At 69.6% G+C, this 20,164-nt stretch carries 25 protein-coding genes; 9 read left to right on the top strand and 16 right to left on the bottom strand.

Annotation, left to right across the window (positions count from 1 at the left end):
* Positions 1 to 15: 15 nt before the first annotated feature.
* Both HDA39_RS43600 and HDA39_RS02665 read right to left on the bottom strand, forming a co-directional pair.
* Positions 16 to 1,185 carry a protein kinase domain-containing protein gene (locus HDA39_RS43600; protein ID WP_184793654.1) on the bottom strand — a complete coding sequence of 390 codons (1,170 nt, stop codon included), beginning with the start codon at positions 1,183 to 1,185 and terminating at the stop codon, positions 16 to 18.
* Positions 1,186 to 1,195: 10 nt separating this feature from the next.
* The gene (locus tag HDA39_RS02665) at positions 1,196 to 1,723 is read right to left on the bottom strand and encodes a helix-turn-helix transcriptional regulator (protein ID WP_184793653.1); all 528 of its coding nucleotides are present in this window, start codon (positions 1,721 to 1,723) and stop codon (positions 1,196 to 1,198) included.
* Positions 1,724 to 1,812: 89 nt separating this feature from the next.
* On the opposite strand from HDA39_RS02665, the gene HDA39_RS02660 reads away from it, so the two are divergent.
* Genes HDA39_RS02660 through mug form a run of 4 tightly spaced genes read left to right on the top strand, consistent with a single transcriptional unit; the run spans position 1,813 to position 3,722 of the window.
* Positions 1,813 to 2,145: a hypothetical protein gene (locus tag HDA39_RS02660; protein WP_184793652.1), complete on the top strand. Its 333-nt coding sequence runs from the start codon at positions 1,813 to 1,815 to the stop codon at positions 2,143 to 2,145.
* 31 nt (positions 2,146 to 2,176) lie between these two features.
* Positions 2,177 to 2,461 (top strand): hypothetical protein, encoded by a 285-nt coding sequence (locus HDA39_RS02655; RefSeq protein ID WP_184793651.1) that lies wholly within the window; start codon positions 2,177 to 2,179, stop codon positions 2,459 to 2,461.
* A complete protein-coding gene (locus HDA39_RS02650; protein WP_184793650.1) occupies positions 2,461 to 3,144 on the top strand; it encodes a hypothetical protein in 684 nt (227 codons plus the stop codon). The genes HDA39_RS02655 and HDA39_RS02650 overlap by 1 nt, the downstream gene beginning before the upstream one ends.
* 41 nt (positions 3,145 to 3,185) lie before the next feature.
* Positions 3,186 to 3,722 (top strand): G/U mismatch-specific DNA glycosylase, encoded by a 537-nt coding sequence (mug, locus tag HDA39_RS02645; RefSeq protein WP_184793649.1) that lies wholly within the window; start codon positions 3,186 to 3,188, stop codon positions 3,720 to 3,722.
* On the opposite strand, the gene HDA39_RS02640 is transcribed toward mug, so the two are convergent.
* Both HDA39_RS02640 and HDA39_RS02635 read right to left on the bottom strand, forming a co-directional pair.
* The gene (locus HDA39_RS02640) at positions 3,700 to 4,413 is read right to left on the bottom strand and encodes an alpha/beta fold hydrolase (protein WP_184793648.1); all 714 of its coding nucleotides are present in this window, start codon (positions 4,411 to 4,413) and stop codon (positions 3,700 to 3,702) included. The genes mug and HDA39_RS02640 overlap by 23 nt on opposite strands.
* 22 nt (positions 4,414 to 4,435) lie before the next feature.
* Positions 4,436 to 5,365, bottom strand: coding sequence for an alpha/beta hydrolase (locus HDA39_RS02635; protein WP_184793647.1), 930 nt, complete (start codon positions 5,363 to 5,365; stop codon positions 4,436 to 4,438).
* Positions 5,366 to 5,513: 148 nt separating this feature from the next.
* On the opposite strand from HDA39_RS02635, the gene HDA39_RS02630 reads away from it, so the two are divergent.
* From HDA39_RS02630 to HDA39_RS42060, 3 genes are all read left to right on the top strand, one after another.
* A complete protein-coding gene (locus HDA39_RS02630; RefSeq protein WP_184793646.1) occupies positions 5,514 to 6,089 on the top strand; it encodes a TetR/AcrR family transcriptional regulator in 576 nt (191 codons plus the stop codon).
* Between the two features lie 37 nt (positions 6,090 to 6,126).
* Positions 6,127 to 7,101, top strand: a complete 975-nt coding sequence (locus tag HDA39_RS02625; RefSeq protein ID WP_184793645.1) for a small ribosomal subunit Rsm22 family protein — start codon at positions 6,127 to 6,129, stop codon at positions 7,099 to 7,101.
* Positions 7,102 to 7,173: 72 nt separating this feature from the next.
* Complete coding sequence (locus HDA39_RS42060; protein ID WP_238355960.1) at positions 7,174 to 10,854, top strand: hypothetical protein; 3,681 nt, start codon at positions 7,174 to 7,176, stop codon at positions 10,852 to 10,854.
* A gap of 181 nt (positions 10,855 to 11,035) precedes the next feature.
* Here HDA39_RS42060 and ligD read toward each other — a convergent pair whose 3' ends face one another.
* Positions 11,036 to 12,010: a non-homologous end-joining DNA ligase gene (ligD, locus tag HDA39_RS02615; RefSeq protein ID WP_184793644.1), complete on the bottom strand. Its 975-nt coding sequence runs from the start codon at positions 12,008 to 12,010 to the stop codon at positions 11,036 to 11,038.
* 55 nt (positions 12,011 to 12,065) lie between these two features.
* Here ligD and HDA39_RS02610 point away from each other — a divergent pair, with 55 nt between their 5' ends.
* Both HDA39_RS02610 and HDA39_RS02605 read left to right on the top strand, forming a co-directional pair.
* Positions 12,066 to 12,878 (top strand): DUF1028 domain-containing protein, encoded by an 813-nt coding sequence (locus HDA39_RS02610; RefSeq protein ID WP_184793643.1) that lies wholly within the window; start codon positions 12,066 to 12,068, stop codon positions 12,876 to 12,878.
* Between the two features lie 100 nt (positions 12,879 to 12,978).
* Positions 12,979 to 13,512, top strand: a complete 534-nt coding sequence (locus HDA39_RS02605; protein WP_184793642.1) for a hypothetical protein — start codon at positions 12,979 to 12,981, stop codon at positions 13,510 to 13,512.
* A gap of 230 nt (positions 13,513 to 13,742) precedes the next feature.
* On the opposite strand, the gene HDA39_RS43000 is transcribed toward HDA39_RS02605, so the two are convergent.
* The 11 genes from HDA39_RS43000 to HDA39_RS02565 all read right to left on the bottom strand — a co-directional run bounded on the left by HDA39_RS43000 (position 13,743) and on the right by HDA39_RS02565 (position 20,049).
* Positions 13,743 to 13,892: an ATP-binding protein gene (locus HDA39_RS43000; RefSeq protein ID WP_273481452.1), complete on the bottom strand. Its 150-nt coding sequence runs from the start codon at positions 13,890 to 13,892 to the stop codon at positions 13,743 to 13,745.
* A complete protein-coding gene (locus HDA39_RS42995; RefSeq protein ID WP_273481451.1) occupies positions 13,889 to 14,209 on the bottom strand; it encodes an ATP-binding protein in 321 nt (106 codons plus the stop codon). The genes HDA39_RS43000 and HDA39_RS42995 overlap by 4 nt, the downstream gene beginning before the upstream one ends.
* Entirely contained in the window at positions 14,210 to 14,341 is a 132-nt protein-coding gene (locus HDA39_RS42990) for a hypothetical protein (protein WP_273481450.1), read from the bottom strand.
* The gene (locus HDA39_RS41780; protein ID WP_202892849.1) at positions 14,338 to 15,168 is read right to left on the bottom strand and encodes a Mu transposase domain-containing protein; all 831 of its coding nucleotides are present in this window, start codon (positions 15,166 to 15,168) and stop codon (positions 14,338 to 14,340) included. The genes HDA39_RS42990 and HDA39_RS41780 overlap by 4 nt, the downstream gene beginning before the upstream one ends.
* A 120-nt stretch (positions 15,169 to 15,288) precedes the next feature.
* Positions 15,289 to 15,822 (bottom strand): transposase, encoded by a 534-nt coding sequence (locus HDA39_RS41775; RefSeq protein ID WP_202892848.1) that lies wholly within the window; start codon positions 15,820 to 15,822, stop codon positions 15,289 to 15,291.
* A 10-nt stretch (positions 15,823 to 15,832) separates the two neighbouring features.
* Positions 15,833 to 16,087, bottom strand: a complete 255-nt coding sequence (locus HDA39_RS02590) for a hypothetical protein (RefSeq protein WP_184793641.1) — start codon at positions 16,085 to 16,087, stop codon at positions 15,833 to 15,835.
* 22 nt (positions 16,088 to 16,109) lie between these two features.
* A complete protein-coding gene (locus HDA39_RS02585) occupies positions 16,110 to 16,943 on the bottom strand; it encodes an alpha/beta fold hydrolase (RefSeq protein WP_184793640.1) in 834 nt (277 codons plus the stop codon).
* Between the two features lie 27 nt (positions 16,944 to 16,970).
* Positions 16,971 to 17,393, bottom strand: a complete 423-nt coding sequence (locus HDA39_RS02580) for a DoxX family protein (protein ID WP_184793639.1) — start codon at positions 17,391 to 17,393, stop codon at positions 16,971 to 16,973.
* Between the two features lie 103 nt (positions 17,394 to 17,496).
* Positions 17,497 to 18,342, bottom strand: a complete 846-nt coding sequence (locus HDA39_RS02575; protein ID WP_184793638.1) for an ABC transporter permease — start codon at positions 18,340 to 18,342, stop codon at positions 17,497 to 17,499.
* The gene (locus HDA39_RS02570; protein WP_184793637.1) at positions 18,339 to 19,304 is read right to left on the bottom strand and encodes an ATP-binding cassette domain-containing protein; all 966 of its coding nucleotides are present in this window, start codon (positions 19,302 to 19,304) and stop codon (positions 18,339 to 18,341) included. The genes HDA39_RS02575 and HDA39_RS02570 overlap by 4 nt, the downstream gene beginning before the upstream one ends.
* Positions 19,305 to 19,407: 103 nt before the next feature.
* Positions 19,408 to 20,049, bottom strand: a complete 642-nt coding sequence (locus HDA39_RS02565) for a PadR family transcriptional regulator (protein WP_184793636.1) — start codon at positions 20,047 to 20,049, stop codon at positions 19,408 to 19,410.
* Positions 20,050 to 20,164: the final 115 nt, after the last annotated feature.

Raw genomic sequence — 20,164 nt, 5'->3', positions numbered from 1 at the left:
AACCCCGGGTTGACGTCAACACTCGTGCCGAACGAAGTCGGTCAGCGCCCACCCGGTACTACCGTCCCTGAGCCGCACATGCACCCAAGAGTCCCCGTCCCGAGGCGCGATCGGCGTCAGATGATCCCCTTGATAAACAGTCGCCACCACCGTCCGACTCCGAGGCGCATCCCGAACCGTCGCATCCTCCGCACACACCGTCAACTCTTCCGTCGCAGCCCCCTTGCCTTGGGCAACAACCGCTCCCGCTCCACCGGCGACCAGGACCAGCGCGGCAACGGCGATCAACCATCGTCTGTTCAGAGCAGTTCGAGGAGGAGCAGACACCGATCCGACGGCCCGAAGAGCCGCCGCGAAGTCAGCTGCTGTTGCGTAGCGCTCCTTCGGGTCCTTCGCCATCGCCCTGGCCACCACCGCATCGAACGCCAGCGGTACGCCGTACTGGCTTGGCTGTGGCGCCGGAAGGATCGCCACGGCGTACGCGAGCTCGGGCAGGGTCTTTCGGTCGTACGGAAGCAACCCCGTGAGCAGCGAGAACAGTGTGCCGCCGAGCGCGTAGACATCCGCCGCAGCGGCCACCGGATCGCCGCGCCACTGCTCCGGCGCCATGTACGCGACCGTGCCCGCCATCGCCCCCAGCGGCGGACCAGCCGGCGCATCAGACCGCAGCCAGTCAGAGGACCCGCCCGTGAGATCGAACCCGGTGCTCGACTCCAGGCTCACCAGCTGCCGCGCGACCCCGAAGTCCCCGACCAGCGGGCGTCCCTCGTTCAGGATGATGTTCGCCGGCTTGAGATCTCGATGGATCACCCCGGCCTCGTGCATCGCGTGCACCGCGTCGGCCACCGACGCGAGCAGCTCGGCCGCCTCGACAGGCTCCAGCGGACCGTCGTCGGCCAGCCGCCGCTGCAGATCCGGCCCGCTCAGCCGATCCATCACCAGCCACGCGTTGTTCCCGTCGCCGCCGACCTCCTGCACGCGGACCACACCCGGGTGCACCACCGCCGCGGCCGCCCGCGCCTCGCGACGCAGCCGTTCGCGGTACTGCGGGTCGACCAGCTCGGGATGCACCACCTTGACCGCGACGCGCTGCCCGTCGGCCAGCCGGTTCGCGTCGTACACCACCCCTGTCGCGCCAGCACCCAGCGGCTCCGCGAGGCGGTAGCCAGGGACCTCGACGATCACGGCTCGCACACTAACCCGCACTCTCCGAGGTGGGAAGGCTCTGCGCTGCCAGCTCGGCCAGAGGTGCCAGCTGTGCCACCTCGACCAGCACCTGGCGCCGAAATTCGTCCAGATTCCCGGAGTCGTTCACCCGCAAGGGCGACAGCAGCTGTACGACGGCCCGCCTGAGCGGATCGTCCGCGGCAGCGTCGACCAGCGGCAGCAGTTCCCGAGCCTCGGTCAGCGCCTGGCTGAGCAGCCGAAGCCGGATCGGCTGCTCCAGCAGCAGCGCGGCCACACGCAGCATCCGCCGCCCGGCCCGCATCGCCAGCTCGCCACTGACCGGCTGCATCTCCCCGCCGTCACCGCGGTCGCGGAACGCGTCGATCCACGGCTCGACGGTCTCCCCACGCCAGATCGGGCCGGACGAGAGCTCGGCGTCCGGTTCGGGCAGGCCGTGGCTGCGACGCCGGCGCCACGCGGTCACCAGCTGCCGGTTCAGGCCGAGCGCCTCGGCGATCTCGGCGATGCCGTAGAAGGCCTTCCGCGGGTGGTTCATCGACTCAGCGTATCCACTGATGACACCTCTTGCCATCTCTGACGACACGCCTTACCGTCATCTCAGATGACAGCCTATTGGAGGTTCTGATGACACGCCGCCCCGTTTTCGTCCTCTCAGCACTCGCCTTCGGCGCCGCCCTGACCGCCGGAGCACTGACGGCCGGAGCTCCGGCCGCGCACGCGGTCGAGGTCCCCGAGCACGCGGTGATCACCTGCCAGAGCGCGACCCTCTACGAGAACTACGACTTCTCGATCCCGGGCCCGGTGAACGCCCTGCGCACGCTGGAGGCCGGCAACAAGGTCGGCCACACCCGCGGCGCGCACCCGGTCTACAACGGCTGGGCCTCGGTCCAGGACTTCGGCCCGAACGACTGGGGCTTCGTCCGGATCGAGTGCCTGGGCGGCTGGGGCAGCTGGTAACCGAGACCGTTCGAGATCGAGGAGACGACCGATGAACCGCATCACCCGCACCACCGCCCTCGCCGCCGTCGTACTGGCCGGCGCCACCACCCTCACCGCGACGTCCGCCGAAGCCGCCAACGGCCGGGTCGGCGTCCGCGAGACCGTCTGCGCGCAGGATCTCGAGCTGCGCACCGAACCGCTCGGCGCGCGGATGGGCACGCTGCACCATCCGGAGACCTTCCTGGTCGAGCGCGTCTCCGGGACCTGGGTCTACGGTTTCGCGTACGGCGACATCAACCACCGGGGCTGGGTCCAGGACGGGTGGTTCTGCTGATGCGCCGGCTTCTGGCCGTCCTGGCCGCGGGGCTGCTGACGGCGGCCGCGACCCAGCTGCCGTCGTACGCCGTGAACCAGTACACGACCGTCGGCAACGTGCCGAAGCCGGTCGCGTGCAACAACCACGGCACGATCCCGGCCGGTGGCTGGCTCGCCAACAAGTCGTGCGGGTACGTGATGGGCACGGCGATCGCCGGGACCCGGTTCGACGTCCACACGACGACGCCGACCAACTTCCACTTCGGGCGCTGGCGGGCCGGTGACGGCTCGAACTTCTGCGCGTTCCTGGTGCCGTCGGCACTGGATCTGGGGACCGGTTCGTCGGTCGCCGACAGCTGCAGCGCGGACACCAGCGAGCGGCTGTCACACCGGCGGACGTTCGGCCGCGACTTCGACGCCGCGCCGCACACGGGCAACGGCGCGATCATCGTGCGGATCAACCCGTCGGCGTGCACCGGCTATTACAACTACTTCACCGACAGCACGTACGCCGGGGGCCGGCTGCACGATCCGGCCGGCTTCGCGCTGCCGGCGACCGGTGGGTACCGCTACTCGACCAACGACCTCGGCGCCTCGATGATCCGCGTCGACGACGCGAGCGGCGAAACGATCTGGCTGTTCGTCGCCCGGTCCTGCATCGCCGGCCAACTCCCCGCCGGCCTCAACAACCAGAACGACTGACCCGCCTGCTCGCATCCCCACAGTCCTCTTAGGGTGTGGGGATGCAGCAGTTGGCGGATCTGATCGTGCCCGGCCTCAAAGTCTTGTTCTGTGGCATCAACCCCGGGCTGATGTCCGCACAGACCGGCCACCACTTCGCCCGCCCCGGCAACCGGTTCTGGCCCGCGTTGCACCAGGCCGGCTTCACTCCCCGCCAACTCTTGCCCGCCGAGCAACCCGAACTCCTCGACCTCTGCCTGGGCATCACCAACGTCGTCGACCGCCCGTCAGCCCGCGCCGACGAGCTGACCAAGGCCGAGTTCCGCGCCGGCGGCGAGAACCTCGAACGCAAGGTGCTCGAGTTCGCCCCCGACTGGCTGGCGGTCGTCGGCGTCACGGCGTACCGCGACGCCTTCGGCCTGCCGAAGGCCGCGATGGGCCGGCAGGACCGCACGATCGGCCCGACCCGGGTCTGGATCCTGCCCAACCCGAGCGGACTGAACGCGCACTACACCCTGCCGAAACTCGCCACCGCGTACGCCGAACTGCGCGAGGCCGCGGGCCTGCCGGATCTGTTCAGCTCAGTGCTTTCAGAATGAAGTCGACGACCGCCTCCGGCTGCGACACCGCAACCGAGTGCGACCCCTCGACCTCGACCGTCGTGCCGCCCGCTCGCTCGGCCATGAAGCGCTGGGCGTCGGGATGGATCGCCTGATCCTGCGTCGACACGAGCGTCCAGCTCGGCAGCCTCTTCCAGCCCGGCTCGCCGGTGAACTCCTCCTCGAGCCCCTGCGCGGCGACCGGCCGCTGCGACGCCGCCAGCACCCGGCTCACCTCGATCGGCAGGTCCGCCGCGAACACCTCCGGGTACGCCGCCGGGTCGAGCCGCAGCTCCGGCGCCTCGGTCCCGTCCGGCTGCGGGAACAGCGTCGGCCGGACCGCCGCCCCGAACGGCGTCTCCGGGAACTTCGCGGAGATCCCGGCCGGGCTCTCCCCTTCGTCCAGCACGAAGGCGGCGACGTGGACGAGGCCGACCACGTTCTCCAGGTCCTGCGCCGCCTTGTCGATCACCGCGCCGCCGTACGAGTGACCGACGAGCAGGACCGGCCCGTCGATCTGGCGGACCACGCTCGCGACGTACGCCGCGTCGGGCGTCAGGCCGCGCAGCGGGTTCGCCACCGCGGTCACGTCGACGTGCACCTTCTGGAGCAGGTCGATCACACCGTTCCAGCTGCCGCCGTCGGCGAACGCGCCGTGGACGAGAACGACGGTCGTGGGGTTCGTGGTCATCTCAGAAGGTCCCTTCGGTAGTTCAAGCCAGTGCGGAACGCAGGGTCCGGACCGCCAGGTCGATCGCGGCGGTCGCGGCGCGCGTGTCCCGCAGCGCGTCCAACATCACGAAGTCGTGGATAATTCCGCCGAACCGTACGGCGGTCACGTCGACGCCGGCCTCGCGCAGCTTCGCGGCGTACGCCTCGCCCTCGTCGCGCAGTACGTCGGCCTCGCCGGTGATCACCAGCGCGGCCGGCAGACCGGTCAGCTGCTCAGTGGTCGCGCGGAGCGGCGACGCGGTGATCTGGTTCCGCTCGGCCTCGTCGGTCGTGTACTGGTCCCAGAACCACTGCATCCCGTCGCGCTGCAGGAAGTAGCCCTCGGCGAACTCCTGGTACGACGCGGTGTCGAACGACGCGTCGGTCACGGGGTAGAACAGCACCTGCTGCTTGAAGGTCAGGTCGCCGCGCTCCTTGGCCAGCAGCGTCACCGCCGCGGCCAGGTTGCCGCCGACCGAGTCGCCGGCGATCGCCAGCCGGGTCGCGTCCAGGCCCTTGCTCTTGCCTTCGGCAACGATCCAGCGGGCGACCGCGTAGGCCTGCTCGAGCGCGTGTGGGTAGCGCACCTCGGGCGACAGGTCGTACTCCGGGAAGACGACCGCGGCACCGGCACCGACGGCCAGTTCGCGGACCAGACGGTCGTGGGTGTGCGCGTTGCCGAACACCCAGCCGGCGCCGTGGATGTAGAGGATCACCGGCAGTTCGTCCGTCGTACCGGCCGGCTTGACGATCCGGGCCTTGGTGCCGTCGGCGACGGTGATCCACTCCTCGTCGACCGGGAGCTTCGGGTAGTCGGTGGTCTGCACCTCGTCGACCACCTTGCGGCCCTCGGCCGGGTCGAGCTGGAACAGGAACGGGGGCTGCGCGGTCGCGTCGGCGAAGGCTTGGGCGGCGGGCTCCAGAACGGTCATCGGACTCTCCTCCAGAAGATCTCCGGTGCGGAGAACGGGCGTTCTCCGCGGTGTCCTGTACTGTAGGAGAACGATGGTTCTCCGCGCAAGTGGGGTGCTCGGGATCACAGACGGCGGGCGCGGCCCGGCGACGAGAGGGTGCAGGCAGATGGCGATCGACACGGCGACCGCGCAGCGACAGGTGCTGGACGCGGCGGACGCGCTGTTCTACGAGCGCGGTGTCCAGTCCGTCGGGATGGACGCGATCCGGACGGCGTCCGGGGTCTCGCTGAAGCGGCTCTACCAGTTGTTCCCGTCGAAGGACGTGCTGATCGAGGCGTACCTGCACCAGCGCGACCAGCTGTGGAAGGACATGCTCGCCGAGCACGTGGACGCCGCGACGGATCCGCGCGAGCGGATCCTGGCGGTGTTCGAGTTCCTGCACACGTGGTTCACCCAGAAGGACTTCCGGGGGTGCGCGTTCATCAACTCCTTCGGCGAGCTGGGCGCCGTGTCACCGCGGGTCGCCGAGCTGGCGCAGCAGCACAAGGCGGGCTTCCGCCAGGCCCTCACCGAGTTGGCGGCGGCCGCTCAGGCGCCGGATCCGCAGCAGCTGGCCGACCACTTGATCCTGCTGAGCGAGGGTGCCATCACCACGTCCGCCATCTCCGGCTCTGCCCAACCAGCCCGCCGCGCCCGCGAGGCCGCCGTACTGCTGATGCAGGCCTCGCTGCCTGCCGACTAGGATCTGCGGGTTCGTAGGTGCTGACGAAGGACGGAAGATGGCTGACCTGCCGCAGGATCTGCGGACTGCGCTCGAGGCGGCTCTGAGCAACGTCCCCGCAGCGCAGCTGACCAGCTCCTTCCAGCGGCTCAGCACCCGGTACCGCGAGGAGCAGGCGGCGACGTCGCCGATCATGGCGTCGCCTGCTGACGTCATCACCTACTCGGCGTACCGGATGCCGGCGACTTTCGCCGCCGTGCGTTCGACGCTGGAGCAGGTCGCCTTGCAGCTGCCGGACTTCGCGCCGGTCAAGCAGCTCGACCTCGGCGGCGGCACGGGCTCCGCGGTCTGGGCCGCGACCGACGTCTGGCCGTCGCTCGCGAACGTCACCGTGCTCGAGCAGGTCACCGAAGCGATTGCCCTAGGCAAGAAACTCACCGCGAACGCCGAGTCCCCTGCCGTGCGCACCACGACCTGGACCACCGGCCGGCTCGACCAGTCCACGTTCGAGTCCGCCGACCTGGTCACCGTCTCGTACGTGCTCAGCGAGCTGTCGACCGAACAACAGCAGAACCTCGTCGCGCAACTGGCGACCCAGCAAGGCCTGGTCGCGCTGATCGAGCCCGGCACCCCCGGTGGCTACGAACGCATCGTCGCCGCCCGCGACCAGCTCATCGCCGCCGGCCACAGCGTGATCGCCCCCTGCCCGCACGACCTCGCCTGCCCGATCCCCCGCGGCCGCGACTGGTGCCACTTCACCAGCCGCGTCAACCGCAGCGCCGTCCACCGCCGGACCAAGGGCGCCGAACTCGGCTTCGAGGACGAGAAGTTCTCGTACGTCGTCACCAGCCCGACGCTGCGCGCTCACGCGGCGAACCGCGTCCTCCGCCACCCCCAGCAACGCAAGGGCCTGGTCTCCCTGCGCCTCTGCACCGACGCCGGCGAACTCCGCGAAGAACTCGTCTCCAAACGCCAGGGCCCCCTCTACCGCACCGCCCGCAACACCGAGTTCGGCGACCCCTGGCCGACCTGACGCCCGTCCGCAGACCTGCTCTCCCGCGAGCCCCCGGCGCGGCTGACACCCGGGGTCGGCAGGATGGGCGGCATGCGAGCCGCTGACCTCCTCCGGTCGATCGATCCCCTCCCGTACGGCGCACGCGTCCGCGCGATCGCCGACGAAGCCCGGCGCCTCCGCGGCACCCCGGCCCTGGAGGAGCTCCTCACCGACCTCGCCGCCGGCCCCGCCGACCAGCGCGTCATCGGCCTCCGCATCGCCCAGATCACCGGCCACGTCGCGTACGTCACCCGCCTCCTCCACGACCCCGAACCCACCGTCCAGGCCCAGGCCCTGGCCGCGGTCGGCCACTGGAGCCGCCGCCCCACGCCCACCCCGGCGCCCCCGGCCACCGCCGCGGACTCGGCCAACCCGACCAGCCCGACCAGCCCGGCCGATCCGGCTGATCCGACTGATCCGGCCAGCCCGGCTGATCCGGCTAACCCGGCCGATCCGGCTGATCCGGCTGATCCGACTGATCCGGCCAGCCCGGCCGATCCGGCCAGCCCGGCGGCCGTCTCCGACGACGAGCTGCGCATCCTGCACGACGACGCACCGGCCGCGCTCCGCCCTCGCCTGCTGCAGGTCATTCGCCGTACCGGCCGTCAACTGCTCGCCGCCCGCCTCATCGACGAACAGCGCGACCGCTGGGGCGACCAGTACGCGGCAGCCCTGCTCGACAGCACCGACGACGCGACCGTCCGGCGCCTCCTCCCCGAACTCGCCTACTGCTTCTCCTCCGGCCAGTGGGAGCGCCTGACCCGCCGGCACCCGCAGGTCGTCCTCGACCACGCGACCGAGACCCTGCCGACCGGATCCGACCGCGACGAGTGGTGGCAGGGCGTCGCGTACGGCGTCACCTCCGCCCTCGACCACGACGCGCCCCGCGCCTTCGCCCTGATCAGGTCGGCCATCGCTCCCGACGACCTCCCGTGGCCAGTCGTCAACATCCTCGGCCGCCTGATCGACCTGGACCCCACCGGCGTACTCGCCCTCCTCCTGACGCCCGACCGAGCGAGCACGCTGCCCAGAGCCCTCACCCCAGCAGTCCGCCGTCGCCTCCACCGGTACGCCGACGAGGACCTGGCCGCGCTCGGCCGCCTACTCTGGCCGGATCCCAGCGGCCTGCTCAGCGACCTCCCGCCCTCCCGTCGGGCCGGCGTCTTCGCCCTGATCACCGCCGAGGTCGACCTCACCCAGACAGCGCTCTCCGGCCGGCTCCTCGACGTACTCCCGCACGCGACCCGCACCGAGCAAGCCCGCCGCATGCTCGCCCTGCCCGACATCGCCGAGGAGCTACACCGCCGCTGGGAGATCACCGCCTACCTCCCGTACGACGAAGCCTTCGCCCTGCTCGAACCCGAGATCGCCCGCCCGGAAGCAGCAGACCGAGCGGCCGTCTACCGCGCCGTCGTCCAGGCGGCCGGACGATCCCGGCAACTGGAGTCCGTCCAGGGTGCGCTCTCCTGGGCGACCCGCGTCCGCAACGACCGGGACCCCGTCCGGCAGTCGGTGCTCGAAGCGGCCGCCGCGCTCCCGCCGTCCGTCCTCGACGACGAGCTCGTGGCCCCGCTGCAGACCCTGCTCACCGACGCGCTCGAAGCCCGCGACACGTCCTGGCCGAGCCGCGCCGCACTCACCGAGCTCGCCCGCCACGCCGTCCACCAAGGAGCCCAGCGCAACCAATCCGCCCTGCTCGCCTGGGGCCTCGACGCCCACGCCGCGATCACCCAGAACCGCGGCGCCGTCGACCTCAACGGCATCATCGACGGCCTGCCGCGCGGCCGCGAAACCGCCGTCTACGAAGCGCTGCGTCCGTACTTGGAGAGCGCCGCCGAACGCACCGAGTTCAAGCTGCTCTTCGCCGTGTCGGACGCGTTCGACCGCCGGGGCTGGGACAACGACCACCTGCAGAACCTGCTTGAGGTCGCGCTCTGGTCCAACCAGGAGTTCACCGTCGGTGCCGCCGCCTCACGCTGGCTCACCCCTCCGGCAACCCGCGCCGACCGCGTCGGCCGGATCATCGCCCGCGACCTGGGCATGGTCCAGTGGGACGCCGTCTGGTCAGCCGTCACCCAAGTCCGCACCGACCTGCTGGACGTCGTACTGGCCGACCCCGCCCGCAGCGAACTCTTCACCAAGAGCCACGCCCCCTGGCGAGTCGGTGGCTCCACGCTGCGCCGCTGGCTCCCCCGCCAGCACCGCCGGTACGCCGAGGTGCTGACCACCGTCGCCGACGACCCCCGCCTCGCCGAGTGGACCCGAGCCGAAGCCATCCTCATGCTCGGCCAACTCCCCACGATCGGCCCCACCGCCGTCCACCCCTACCTCCCCACCCCAAGCACCGCCCCGCTCCCAAGTACCGACCCCCGCAACACCCCGCACCCCGCCCCAACCACCACCCCACCCCCGCCCCCAAGTACCGACCCCCGCAACGTCCCCCTCCCCGACCCAGTCACCACCCCACTCCCCACCCCGAACACCGCAGCCGAGCCCAGCGTCCTGCTCCAAGAAGCAGCCCTCCGCGCCCTCTCCTGGTCCGACCAACCCCAACTCGCCCTCCCCCAGCTCCTCCAGCACGCCAACAACGACCGCGCCCGAGTAGCCATCTACGCCGCCACCCGAGTCGCCCGCTTCGTCCGCCCCAGCACCCTCCCCAGCCTCCTCCACCCGGTCCTGATCGGCGAAGGCATCAAGGTGACCTCCCGCAAGGAAGCCGCCCGCCTCCTCGGCGAACTCCGCGCCCCCGGCGCCGCCGCCGTACTCACCGACGCCTGGGGCGACGCCCACCGCGACGTCCGCGCCGCGATCACCAGCGCCGCCTCGCAGTACCTCCTGCACGAGCCCGCCAGCTGGGCCCTGCTCCAGCAAGCCGTCCACGACAGCGCCGCCACCGCGACCGTCCTCACCCAGCGCACGCCGTACGGCCTGGCCGGCAAGTACCGATCCCGGTACGCCGACCTGCTGATCGCCGTCACCAACCGCCCCGAGCCCGAGGTCGCTCGCGCCGCCGTCCTCGCGCTGCAGCACTGGGCGAACTGGAACACCGCCGTCGCCCCCGTGATCGCCGCGTTCATCACCGACCTCGCCTCCCGCACCTGGACCAGCGCCGCCACCGCGCTCGTCGGCGTCGTCGCCACCGACCCGGACCGCGGCCTCGACGAACTCGTCGGCTCGGTCCGGCTCCTCGTCCGCCTGGAGAACAACCCCGAGGTCCCCAACGCCCTCCCCGATCGTGACCACCCGGCGCGCCAACGCCTCACGACGGTCGTCGACACCCTGGTCAGAACTCTCGCCCGCCGCTCGACCGAAGCGCGTCAATCCCTGCGCCCGGTCGCGGACGAACTCACCGACCCGCCATACCTGCACCTCCGGCTGAAACTCCTGACCACAGCCCTCCGCTGGCCCGCCCTCGCCGAAGATCTGGCCACCCTCCGCCACGAGGTCGCGCACCGCCCACTAGCCGCGGCAACAGCCGCCAACCTCCTCGCGTCCCGCCTCGCCGCCGACTCCGCCCACTGGACACCGAACGACCTCACCGCCACAGCCATCGATTTGTCGACCCGGCCCGACCTCGCCGACGGCCTGTTCCTCAAGGCACTGATCGCAGCAGCAGGCCCCCGCTCCGGCTGGCCTCCCACCTGGCGAGACCTACTAGTTGCCCTCCGCAACCACCCCGCCCCGGACGTCCGCGAGTGCGCCCTAGAACTCACCACCAGCCAGGAGAACTGACCCGCCGACGACCGAAGTCCAGACGGGCTCGACGTACCCGCTCACCCACATCTCCCCGGGCTCGAACCCACCCACGTCGTTCCGGCCGCAGCGGCCTGAGCCACCTCCGATCTCACCGGCCGCAGTACCACCCACCCCACTCCCGCGCTTTCCCGGAGGCCCCGGCAGGCTCACCTCCGACCTACTTGTTCTCCTCCGCGTCGCGCTTCGCCTTGGCCCGGCGTTTGCCCTCGTGCATGGCGACGACGCGGGCGATGGGGATCGCGCGACCCTCTTCCAGCAGGTCCTCGGGCAGCGACTGCGGCGCGGGCAGCTCGGCGGCCCAGTGATCCGCCGACGCGAGCAGTCCGGGCGCACTCCGTACGGTGAAGTCGCGAGGCGACACGTTGTCGAGGTCGGCCCAGCCCACCGGGAACGACACCGGCGTACCGGGCCGGATCCGCGGGCTGTACGCCGCGACCACCGTCGCGCCGCCGGCGCGGGTCGAGTCGACGAAGACCTTCCCTTCCCGGTCCTCCTTGATGTACGCCGTGGTCGCGACACTCGGATCGACGCGCTCGGCGCGCGCCGCGATCGCCCGGGTGGCCGCGGCGGCGTCCTCGATCGAGATCTGGTCGTCGATCGGGACGTACACGTGCACGCCCTTCGCGCCGCTCGTCTTCACCGCGCCCTTCAGCCCGGAATCGGTCAGCGCCTGCCGCACCAGATGCGCCGCCCGCACCGCGAGCCCGAACGTCTCGTCCCCCTCCGGCGGGTCGAGATCGAGCACCAGATGCGTGACCCGGTCCCAGCGGCCGGCGCGCATCAACGTCGGGTGGTACTCCACGGCCCGCTGGTTCGCGAACCACAGCAGCGTGCGCCGGTCGTCGCACAGCGCGTACGAGACCTCGCGCTTGGACGCCTCGGCCCAGACCGTCACCGTCTTCACCCACTCCGGCGTGTACTTCGGCACGTTCTTCTGCATGAACGGCTGCTGCCGCGGCCGGACCCGCTTGACCGTCAGCGGCCGCTCCCGCAGCTCCGGCAGCATCCGCTCGTGCACCGCGTCGAGGTAGTCGACGAGATCCCGCTTCGTCGCTTCCGCGCCGTCGAACAACGGCTGATCGAGGTTGGTCAGATCGACCCCGTCACGCGTCTCGTCCGGTGTGCTCGCCATGGGCCGAGCCTAGACTGCACGAGGCCCGTTGTACCCCCTGGAAGGAAGCGACCCAATGACGTTCTCGATCGTGGCGTACGACGTGAAGTCGGCATCCTGGGGTGTGGCGGTGGCATCGAAGTTCCTGGCGGTCGGGGCGGTGGTTCCGTGGGGCCGGGCGGGCGCCGGGGCGGTCGCGACCCAGGCGGCGGCGAATCTGTCGTACGGGCCGGAGGGGCTCGACCTGCTCGCCGAGGGGTTGCCGGCGGCGGACGTCATCGAGCGGCTGACCGCGGCGGATGACGGGCGGGACAGTCGGCAGGTAGGGGTCGTCGACGCGGCCGGGCGGGGTGCGACGTACACCGGGCCGGAGTGCATGGACTGGGCCGGTGGCCTGGCCGGGGACGGGTTCGCAATGCAGGGCAACATCCTGGCCGGGCCCGGCGTCGTCCCCGCGATGGCGGAGGCCTGGCGTGATCGCGCCGACGAGCCGTTCGCCCACCGCCTCCTGCAGTCCCTCACCGCCGGGGACCAGACCGGCGGCGATCGCCGCGGCCGGCAGAGCGCCGCCCTGCGCGTCTGGCGCGCCGGAGCGGCGTACGGCGGTCAGCTCGACCTCGCCATCAACCTCCGTGTCGACGACCACCGGACTCCGGTCGAGGAACTCGGTCGCCTGCTCGATCTCCACGACCTGTACTTCGGGACGCCCGACCCGTCCACGCTGCTCCCGCTCGAAGGCGCGCTGGCCGACGAGGTCACCACGCTCCTGACCAGGCTCGGCCACGAAACACTCGACGCCTGGGCCGGCACCGAGAACTTCGAGGAACGCCTCGTCCCCGGCAAGCTCGACCCCGTCGTCCTCGAGCAGCTGCGCAACTCGTTGCCTTAGACAACCGATTGCCAACCGCAACGTTGCCGAGATCAACCATCTCCCGGACACCGGCGTCGAACCTGGAAACGCCACTACGACTGCGAGAATGATGGTCGGCATGTTCAAGCACCCGAAGTCTGCCGCGATCCTGACAGGCAGCATCCTGACCGTTCTCGCCCTCACCGCCTGCGGCTCCGAGCCGAAAACCAGCAACGCCGCCGCGACGCCGAGCACGCCCCCGGACTACACCCTGAGCGCCGACGGCTACGGCAAGCTCCGCCTCGGGATGACCGTCGACCAGGCCAAGGCCACCGGTGAGCTCGGCACCAAGAAGTCCGGCGACAACTGCCAGGGCTACGACCTGGCCGCCTTCCCGACCCCGGCCGACACCGTCAGCGTCTATTTCTCCAAGCAGCACGGCCTGGTGGGGATCTTCGCGAGCGAGACAATGTCCACCAAGGAAGGCATCAAACTCGGCTCAACCATCCAGCAGGTCAAAACGGCCTACCCCAAGGCCGCCGAATCCGAAAACGGCATCACCGTAGACGTCCCCGGCAGCACCACGGCGTTCTACACCATCGGCACCACCGAGAACACCAAGACCGTCACCGAACTAGGCCTGGCCACCAAAAACCAGGACTGCTTCGGCTGACCCCGGTAGCGGCGAGGGGCGAGACAGACACACCGCCCAACCACAGCCGCAACCGCCACCACCGCCACGGGCACGGGCACGGGCGAACTGCTACCGACGCCCAACCCTCTTTCAGGCCGCTGCGGAGGTTTCGTCCGACACCGCTTGTTGGCGAGTTCTGACACCGCCGGGCACGTGTCGGTGCCGCGGATGTTGGTTTGCGTCGACACCGCTTCCGCGCCCGACGGGTGTCAGGTTGTCCGCTGCTTTGTGGCTTGGGCCAGACTGTAGGAGTCGGTGCCGGTCTCGAGGATGGTGCCGCCGAAGGTGAGTCGGCCGACGATGGCTGCGCACAGGCGGGGGTCGGTGAAGGTCTTGGTCCAGCCGCCGAAGGGACTCATTGGACGCGATCGCGACCGAGGCCCTTGACCCGGTAGCCTGCCATGGCGGCCTCGGTGCCGAGTGCGATCAGCAGATGGGACTTGCCGGTGCCGGAGTCCCCGATCAGACACAGCGGCTGTCCCTTCTGGACCCATTCGCACTTGGCGAGGGTGTGGATCACGGCGGGATCGATGTTGGGGTTGGCGTCGAAGCCGAAGGCCCGCAGGGACTTCTCGCGGGGGAACTTGGCGGCCTTGATCCGGCGTTCGGACCGGCGTCGGGCGCGATCGTCGCACTCGGCAAGCAGTAGTTCGGCGAGGAACCCGCGGTAAGACATCTACTCACGCCCTGCCCGGTCGGCGTAGTCGGTGAAGGAGTTGCGGATGGTGGGCATTCGCAGCATCCGGCACGCTTGGTCGATCGCGGCGTCGGCTGCTTCTTCGGTCATTCCACGGCGCTTGGTGGTCACGGTGCGGCTCCTTCGTTCGGGGTGTCACGTCGGTGGGCCAACAGCTGGTCGTACTTCTCCACGCTCGGCAGCGGCCGAGTGTCGGCCGGGATGTGGGCACGGAGCCGGCGCTCGGTCAGCGATCGCACGGCAGGGATCTCGCCTTCTCCGCGTGCCCTGTCGCCGCTCATCAGGGACTGGTGGTCCGCTGTCGTGTCGTCGGCTCCGCCATCTGCTGTGTCGTTGTACTTGCGCGCTTCCAACGCGACAGCGTCCGCGGTGAGCGCGCCTGCAAGCAGCGCCGTCGCGAGTCCGGCGACGACGTGGTCGTGTGGAAGGTGCCGGTGCATCATCAGGACCTCAATGAGGGCACGGGTGCCGTCGGCGTCACCGTGGGCCTTGCAGGCCGCGGCCCACCAGGCGTCGTGAACGGGCGTGAACCGCCCGGATGCCCTGGCCTGCTCCAGCGCTTTCGCACCGGGTAACGCGCCCGGTTTGCGGAGGAGGACCTCGAGATAGTGGTCCAGGTCGACCCGGGTCGAGCCCTTGGTCATGAGCCGTTCGTGGCGGGCGATCTCGGTCCTGCCGTCGAACACGACCAGGTCGCTGGCGTTCAGGAGCACCCGGGCTTGACGGCCGACCATGCGCGCGGGCACGGAGTACTTGCTCATCCGGACCGTGACCTGGGCGTACCGGTCCACGCGCGGGGTGAACCCGCGGCCGGTCTCGAACGGCTCGGTCGGAAGGGGCGCGAGGAGTGGCTGCTCGGTGGCGAAGTGTCCCCCGACCGTGCGGGCGCGGGACCCGATCCGCCGGGCGTCGTCGGCTTCGTCCCAGGCGTCGGCCATAGCGTTGAGCTCGGCGAGGGAGTCGACTTCTGGGATGGGGACGAGGTGGTTGCGTCGGAACCAGCCGATCTGCCCCTTGACGCCGCCCTTCTCGTGCGCACCTTGGATTCCGGGCTGGCACTAGAAGGCTTCGATGCCGTAGTGGGAACGGACGGCGGTCCACCTGTCGGCCTCGACCCGCTGGCGGGAGAACCCGATCACGCTCGCGACGGCGGCCTTGAGGTTGTCGTAGCGGATCTTCCCGGTCGGCACCCCGCCGAGCACGTTGAAGGCGTGGACGTGACCCTCGAAGAAGGCTTCCTGCCCAGCCGAGGCACTGACCCTGTGCACGGCCTTGCCCGAGTAGGAGAGCCGAAGGCTGAACAGCGCGCAGGTTACGAGCTCGCCGCGCAGGCGGATGGCGACGTCGCCGAAGTCAACCTCGGCCTCGCGGCCCGGGAGGTGCTCTTGCGGGATGAACGCGTTGGCAGGTTCCCGTCCGACCTCGACGCGAGTCTCACGGCGTCGGGTGGCGACGTACTCGCGGACCATCCAGTACGACACCACCCCGGCCCCGTCATGTTCGTCAAGCAGTCGATCGATGATCCACTTCGCCGTGTGTCGCTGCTTCCGCGGCGCGTCGAGGTCCGAGCGCAGCCGGTCGTCGATCACCACTCGGTACGCGTCAAGCCGTGAGCCGCGTTTGGGCGGTTGCTTTCTCTCCTTCGGCCATGCAGATTCCAGCCGCCGCTGTCACGGTTCGGAAGCCGACGCCGTGCTTGCGCTGCAGCCGGGAACGGTGACCGCATGCGACCACAGGCCGGAATGACTGGCCGACGGAGCCGATGAGCAGCGAGTAGGCCAGGTCGAGTCCCACTGAGGCCCAGGTCAGTACGACGGCCCGGCCTTGCGTGGTGACGAAGACGTTGGTGACGAGCACGCCCAGGATCAGGCCTGTGCCCTCAGTGTTCGCTGCTGAAGAACCGTAGCAACAGCGGGCCGACGGTCTGTGGGTCGACGACGTGATCCGGCCCCTCGAGGGTCTCCCGTAGAGCGTGGGGTAATTGGTCTGCAAGCTCGTCGGCTGCGCGGTCGAAGAAATCCGAGGGCAGGCCTGCCATATAGGGGACCGTGATCGGTCCTCCGGTGGTGACCAGGACCGGTTGGGTGACCGTTGCCAGTCGATCGGCCGGCAATTGGTAGCGATTGAGGAAGACGCTGTCGTGGACCAGCGTGGGCGCGAGGGCGACCGAATGCGCCCAATGCGCCGTCTGCTTGCCTGCCGCTTTCCTGGCCGCGATGTTGTCGTCGGAGGCGCCGCTCAAGCGCATGAACAGTTCGAGAACCTCCTCGTCTCGCCCGGCGTCGAAGGCGCGTCGGGTGTCCGCGACGTACTCCTCGAATCGCTGGCGGATGTCGTCCCCGACCGCGTAGGGCACCTCCCACACGGCGATCGTGTCGATGGCTGACCCGGCCGCGGCCGCTTCCAGCGCCAGCGCGCCACCAGAGGACGCCCCGAACAGGTGTGCCGAGCCGCCCGCCTCCGCGATCAACGCATCCAGGTCCTCGATCTCCCTCTCCACGGCGTACGGCTCGGTGAAGCCGCTCGCGCCGCGTCCCCGACGGGCATAGTTGTAGACCGTGAAGTGCTCGGCGAGAGCCGGCGCCAAGGGAGCGTTCTCCACCCCCTCGTCGAGTGCTCCGCCCACCAGAATGACGGCCGGACCGCTTCCCTTCCGGTCGTAGGCGATGGTGGTGCCATCGTTTGATGTCACGCGAAAGGCCATCTCGTTCATCTCACATCTCCGTTCGAGAGGTTTGTCTCAGCGCCTGAGCAGCGTGCCGACGACGGCCTCGGTGCGCGACCACCGCGTCCTTGCGATCACGGCCGCCACGACGAGTAAGGCGAGCGGCAGCCAAGGGCTCTGCTCGAGCACGAACTGATCGGTGATGACAGCACCGGTCAGCAATGCCGCCAACCCGAGACTGGCCAGGCCCGCCAGAGCCGGGATCAGAAGTCCAACCCCTCCCGCGACCTCCAGCGCTCCGACCAGGTACCGGAGCCACTGGCCAGCCCCGATGTCGGCGAACATGTCCACCATGACCGGGTCGCCGGCGAGCTTCGAGATTCCGCCGCCGGCGATTATCGCCGCCAGCACGACGTGCAGGATCCAGACCCCGATGCTGCTCGCCCGCCCGGGCGTGTGCGCAACGGTTTCCGAGTTGTTCTTGGGGATGGTGCTCATTCGGCTCTCCTTGTCGTGTCCGGGCCTGGTAGCGGTGCTGGCGTTGGCCGAGTGGGCCGGGTTGTCGGAGTTGATTTCGACCAAGTGCTCGCGGGAGCGGCATTTACTTCTTGTTGCGGTAGAGGACCATGGTGATGGGACCGAAGACCGCGACGAGCAGCGCTGACGAGACGAGCACCCAGCCGATTTCCCCGGCGGGCACCGAGCCGTGCATCAGGCCGCGTACCGCGGTCGCCAGGTGGGTGATCGGGTTGACCTCGACGACCGCCTGCATCCACCCGGGCATCGTCTTCGGGTCCACGAAGATGTTGCTCACGAACGTCAGCGGGAACATCACCATCATGCTGACCCCCGCCACCGAGTTCGGCGTGCGCAGGATCAGGCTGAGCATCGTCCACAGCCACGACAGGCAGAACGAGAACACCAGCAGCAGCACCACCGAGAGCACCACGCCGACGGCGCCACCCTCCGGCCGGAACCCTAGGACCAGTCCGAGCGTGATCACGATCGCCGACCCGATCGAGTAGCGCATCACATCGCCGAGCAGGGCGCCGACCAGCGGCGACGGTCGCCACACCGGAAGTGACCTGAACCTGTCGAACACCCCCTTCTGGATGTCGGTGTTCAGCGTTATGCCGGTGTTCATGGTGATCATGACGTTCGCCTGCACCAGGATCCCGGGCAGCAGGAACTGCAGGTACTCCTGAGTCGACCCGGCGAGCGCGCCACCGAACAGGTAGGTGAACATCAGTGTGAACATGATCGGGAACATGGTCACGTCGACGAGCTGCTCCGGGACGTGCTTGATCTTCAGCAGAGCGCGCCAGCCGAATGTCAACGAGGTGCGCACCGGGCCGGGGCGAGACCGCCGCTCACCGGCCAACAGCACGCTGCGCAGCGCGTCCTCAGTGACCGGCGCCGACCCCTGCTCCGCGGACGTGGCGGTCATGCGGCATCCTCCTCGGGTGTCTCCTCGGCGGCGTGTCCGGTCAGGGTGAGGAACACCTCGTCCAGGCTCGGCTGACCGAGCGCGAACTCGGTGACGTCGATGCCGCTGCGGGACAGCTCGGTCAGGGACCGGGCGACCCGCTCGGGGTCGGAGATCCGCGCGGACAGCGCGGCCGGGTCAGCGGACGGCTCAGCCGGCACCTCGAGGACACCGGCGAGGACCCGCGCGGCGTCGGCCCGCTGCTCGGGCGCACGTAGCCGTACGTGCAGCGAGCCGACGCCGACCGATGCCTTGAGCTGGCCGCTCGTGCCCTCGGCGATGACCTTCCCGTGGTCGATCACCGCTATCCGGTCGGCCAGTTGGTCGGCCTCGTCGAGGTACTGCGTGGTCAGCACCACGGTGGTGCCTTCGGCGACCATGCCCCTGACGATCTCCCAGACCTGGTTCCTGCTGCGCGGGTCGAGCCCGGTCGTGGGCTCGTCGAGGAAGATCAGTTCGGGGGTGACGACCAGGCTCGCCGCGATGTCGATGCGCCGGCGCATCCCGCCGGAGTACTTCTTCACCTGCCGGTCGGCCGCCTCGGCAAGACCGAACGCGTCGAGCAGGTCGGCCGCCCGCTCCCTGCCTCGGCGGCGTGAGTAGCCGAGCAGCCTGGCGAGCAGCAACAGGTTCTCCACCCCGGTGAGGTCTTCGTCGACCGACGCGAACTGCCCGGTGAGGCCCACCCTGCTCCGCACCGCCCGGGCGTCACGCACGACGTCGTAGCCGAGCACTTGCGCCTCTCCGGCGTCGGGGCGCAGGAGCGTGGCCAGCATGCGGATCGTGGTGGTCTTGCCCGCCCCGTTCGGACCGAGCACGCCGTACACGCCCCCGGCGCTCACGGCCAGGTCCACACCGGCGACCGCGTGGGTCGTGCCGAAGCTCTTCTTCAACCCTCTCGTCTCGATCGCGAGCTTTCCCATGGGTTCGATTCCTTCTCTCGGCGGTTGCGAACGGATTGGTGAGCTAGTCAAGTTTGACTACTTGGTCAGAGCAGACGAGGAAGAAACAGCTAGTCAAGGTTGATTAGGTGCGCATCTTGAGGTGATCGGGGACCGTTCGCCACGAACCCGGATCATCGGCCATGGTGTAGGCGCCCTCAGACAGTCGTTTGCTCAGGTTCTTCGCCCACTCCAGTTCGGTGCGTGCGTGTCCCGCCCACAGTTCGGCCTGATCGCGGACGTGTTCGGGAATGTCGGGGTTCGGGTTCTCCCACCCCTTGGCCTGCCCTACGAGCTCCGCTTCCAGGCGCGCGACCCGCTCGTTGACGTCCGCGATGGCATCTGTCCTGGTCAGCATGGGCAACATGGCGATGGCCGCGTCGAGCATGGTGGGGTCATGGGTGCGCCGCAGACCGTCGCGGACCAGTTCGACTATCTCGTCACGTCCCCGAGCTGTCGCGCGGTACAAAACGCGCTCCGGCCCGGAGTTGCCCGGCTCGGCGTGTTCGGTGAGGAGGCCATCAGCCGCCGCCTTTTTCAGCGCGTGATAAACCGAGCCGGGCTTGATCTTGGCCCAAATCTCCGCACCCCAGCTCTGCAGTTCGGACCGCACCTGGTAGCCATGCGCGCCGCCGGAGAGGTGCACGACACCGAGTACCAGAAGCTTCGTCGCCGACGTGCGCCCACCTCCGCTCAACCCTCTCGTCTCGATCGCAAGCTTTCCCATGGGTTCGATTCCTTCTCCCGTGTTTGCGAACGGATTGGTAGAGACTAGTCAAGTTTGGCTACTTAGCCAGAGTGCACGAGGAGGAGCGTCTAGTCAAGTTTGTCTAGAAGTGCAT

The organism is Kribbella italica (assembly GCF_014205135.1).
Lineage (GTDB): Bacteria > Actinomycetota > Actinomycetes > Propionibacteriales > Kribbellaceae > Kribbella > Kribbella italica.
The sequence above is the reverse complement of the archived record's forward strand: the minus strand, read 5'-3'. Positions and strand labels throughout refer to the sequence as shown.

What these genes read in the sequence shown, in the direction of transcription:
- HDA39_RS41780 (WP_202892849.1), bottom strand. Translation starts at nt 15,168, where the DNA reads ATGGCCGACGCCTGGGACGAAGCCGACGACGCCCGGCGGATCGGGTCC.
- HDA39_RS42995 (WP_273481451.1), bottom strand. Translation starts at nt 14,209, where the DNA reads ATGTCTTACCGCGGGTTCCTCGCCGAACTACTGCTTGCCGAGTGCGAC.
- HDA39_RS02605 (WP_184793642.1), top strand. Translation starts at nt 12,979, where the DNA reads ATGTTCAAGCACCCGAAGTCTGCCGCGATCCTGACAGGCAGCATCCTG.
- HDA39_RS02570 (WP_184793637.1), bottom strand. Translation starts at nt 19,304, where the DNA reads ATGGGAAAGCTCGCGATCGAGACGAGAGGGTTGAAGAAGAGCTTCGGC.
- HDA39_RS02625 (WP_184793645.1), top strand. Translation starts at nt 6,127, where the DNA reads ATGGCTGACCTGCCGCAGGATCTGCGGACTGCGCTCGAGGCGGCTCTG.
- mug (WP_184793649.1), top strand. Translation starts at nt 3,186, where the DNA reads ATGCAGCAGTTGGCGGATCTGATCGTGCCCGGCCTCAAAGTCTTGTTC.
- HDA39_RS02650 (WP_184793650.1), top strand. Translation starts at nt 2,461, where the DNA reads ATGCGCCGGCTTCTGGCCGTCCTGGCCGCGGGGCTGCTGACGGCGGCC.
- HDA39_RS02585 (WP_184793640.1), bottom strand. Translation starts at nt 16,943, where the DNA reads ATGAACGAGATGGCCTTTCGCGTGACATCAAACGATGGCACCACCATC.
- HDA39_RS02580 (WP_184793639.1), bottom strand. Translation starts at nt 17,393, where the DNA reads ATGAGCACCATCCCCAAGAACAACTCGGAAACCGTTGCGCACACGCCC.
- HDA39_RS02660 (WP_184793652.1), top strand. Translation starts at nt 1,813, where the DNA reads ATGACACGCCGCCCCGTTTTCGTCCTCTCAGCACTCGCCTTCGGCGCC.
- HDA39_RS02610 (WP_184793643.1), top strand. Translation starts at nt 12,066, where the DNA reads ATGACGTTCTCGATCGTGGCGTACGACGTGAAGTCGGCATCCTGGGGT.
- HDA39_RS02655 (WP_184793651.1), top strand. Translation starts at nt 2,177, where the DNA reads ATGAACCGCATCACCCGCACCACCGCCCTCGCCGCCGTCGTACTGGCC.
- HDA39_RS43000 (WP_273481452.1), bottom strand. Translation starts at nt 13,892, where the DNA reads ATGAGTCCCTTCGGCGGCTGGACCAAGACCTTCACCGACCCCCGCCTG.
- HDA39_RS42060 (WP_238355960.1), top strand. Translation starts at nt 7,174, where the DNA reads ATGCGAGCCGCTGACCTCCTCCGGTCGATCGATCCCCTCCCGTACGGC.
- HDA39_RS02635 (WP_184793647.1), bottom strand. Translation starts at nt 5,365, where the DNA reads ATGACCGTTCTGGAGCCCGCCGCCCAAGCCTTCGCCGACGCGACCGCG.
- HDA39_RS02640 (WP_184793648.1), bottom strand. Translation starts at nt 4,413, where the DNA reads ATGACCACGAACCCCACGACCGTCGTTCTCGTCCACGGCGCGTTCGCC.
- HDA39_RS02630 (WP_184793646.1), top strand. Translation starts at nt 5,514, where the DNA reads ATGGCGATCGACACGGCGACCGCGCAGCGACAGGTGCTGGACGCGGCG.
- ligD (WP_184793644.1), bottom strand. Translation starts at nt 12,010, where the DNA reads ATGGCGAGCACACCGGACGAGACGCGTGACGGGGTCGATCTGACCAAC.
- HDA39_RS02575 (WP_184793638.1), bottom strand. Translation starts at nt 18,342, where the DNA reads ATGACCGCCACGTCCGCGGAGCAGGGGTCGGCGCCGGTCACTGAGGAC.
- HDA39_RS02565 (WP_184793636.1), bottom strand. Translation starts at nt 20,049, where the DNA reads ATGGGAAAGCTTGCGATCGAGACGAGAGGGTTGAGCGGAGGTGGGCGC.
- HDA39_RS02665 (WP_184793653.1), bottom strand. Translation starts at nt 1,723, where the DNA reads ATGAACCACCCGCGGAAGGCCTTCTACGGCATCGCCGAGATCGCCGAG.